This window comes from Cetobacterium sp. (assembly GCF_048470075.1).
Lineage (GTDB): Bacteria > Fusobacteriota > Fusobacteriia > Fusobacteriales > Fusobacteriaceae > Cetobacterium_A.
Map to the genome: position 1 here is coordinate 1 of NZ_DBGBQB010000104.1, position 1,725 is coordinate 1,725.

The window sequence follows — 1,725 nt, forward strand, 5'->3', positions numbered from 1 at the left end:
ATAAGAAAAGACATTGTTCAAATGATTTGTAAAGCAAAATCAGGTCATCCAGGAGGTTCATTATCAGCTGCGGATATAGTTACTGCACTATATTTTTCAGAGATGAATATAGACCCTAAAAACCCTAAAATGGAGGGTAGAGATAGATTTGTTTTATCAAAAGGACATGCAGCTCCAGTACTTTACTCTGCTTTAGCTGAAAGAGGATATTTTGATAGAGAGCTTTTAGGAACTTTAAGAGCTTATGGATCACCATTACAAGGACACCCAGATATGAAAAAACTTCCAGGGATTGAAATCTCTACTGGTTCTTTAGGACAGGGCTTATCTGTTGCTAATGGTATGGCATTATCAGCTAGAATCTCTGGTGAAAACTATAGAACTTATGTTTTAATGGGAGATGGAGAGTTACAAGAGGGGCAAGTTTGGGAAGCAGCTATGTCAGCAGCACACTTTAAGCTTGATTCAATATGTGCTTTCATTGACTCAAATAACCTTCAAATAGATGGAAATGTAGATAAAATTATGGGTGTAGAGCCTCTAGATAAAAAATGGGAAGCTTTTGGATGGAATGTAATTCAAATAGATGGACATAACTTCCAAGAGATATTTGATGCTTTAGATAAAGCGAAAGAAACAAAAGGGAAACCTACAGTAATTATTGCTAAAACTGTAAAAGGAAAAGGGGTATCATTTATGGAAAATGTTTGTGGATTCCATGGGGTAGCTCCAACTTGTGAAGAGACAGAAAGAGCGATAGCAGAGCTAGAAAAGGTATCAGAGATATAATAAATTTGGAGGATAAAATAATGAAAAAATCTACAAGACAAGCTTACGGAGAAGCATTGGTAGAGCTTGGAAGACAAAATAATAATATAGTTGTTTTAGATGCAGACTTAACAAAATCAACAAAGACAAACCTGTTTCAAGAGGCTTTTCCAGAAAGACATATAAATGTTGGAATAGCTGAAGCGGATTTAATAGGAACAGCAGCTGGACTTGCAACATGTGGAAAAGTACCATTTGCATCAACATTTGCGATGTTTGCAGCAGGAAGAGCCTTTGAGCAAATAAGAAACACAGTGGCTTATCCAAAGCTAAATGTAAAGATAGCGCCAACACATGCTGGAATCTCAGTTGGAGAGGATGGAGGATCACACCAATCAGTTGAGGATATCTCACTTATGAGAAGTATTCCAGGAATGGTAGTGTTATCACCAGCAGATGCAACAGAAACTAAAAAGATGATATTTGCAGCAGCGGAGTACAATGGACCAGTATATATAAGAATGGGAAGATTGGATGTACCAGTGTTATTTGATGAATCATATGATTTCCAAATAGGAGTAGCAAACACTGTAAAAGAGGGAACAGATGTTACAATCTTAGCGACAGGGCTTATGACAGCAAGAGCTATAGAGGCAGCAGAGAAGTTAGAGACTGAGGGAGTATCAGTAAGAGTTGTAAACGTTGGAACGATAAAGCCATTGGATGGGGAAACAGTTTTAAAGGCAGCGAAAGAGACAAAGTTTATAGTTACAGCTGAAGAGCACTCAGTGATAGGAGGACTTGGATCAGCAGTATCGGAGTTCTTATCAGAGACACACCCAACACTGGTAAAAAAAGTTGGAATCTATGATGTATTTGGTCAAAGTGGAAAGGCTGAAGAGTTATTAGAAAAATATGAGTTAACATCAACTAAGTTAGTATCAGTAATAAAAGAAA

At 37.2% G+C, this 1,725-nt stretch carries 2 protein-coding genes; both read left to right on the forward strand.

Annotation, left to right across the window (positions count from 1 at the left end; all coding sequences use genetic code 11):
- The coding region (locus tag ACMOUI_RS03885; protein WP_418964427.1) for a transketolase at nucleotides 1–789 on the forward strand (789 nt) is incomplete at its 5' end.
- Between the two features lie 17 nt (nucleotides 790–806).
- Nucleotides 807–1,725 (forward strand): transketolase family protein (locus tag ACMOUI_RS03890; protein ID WP_418964428.1); only part of this gene is annotated, 919 nt, incomplete at its 3' end.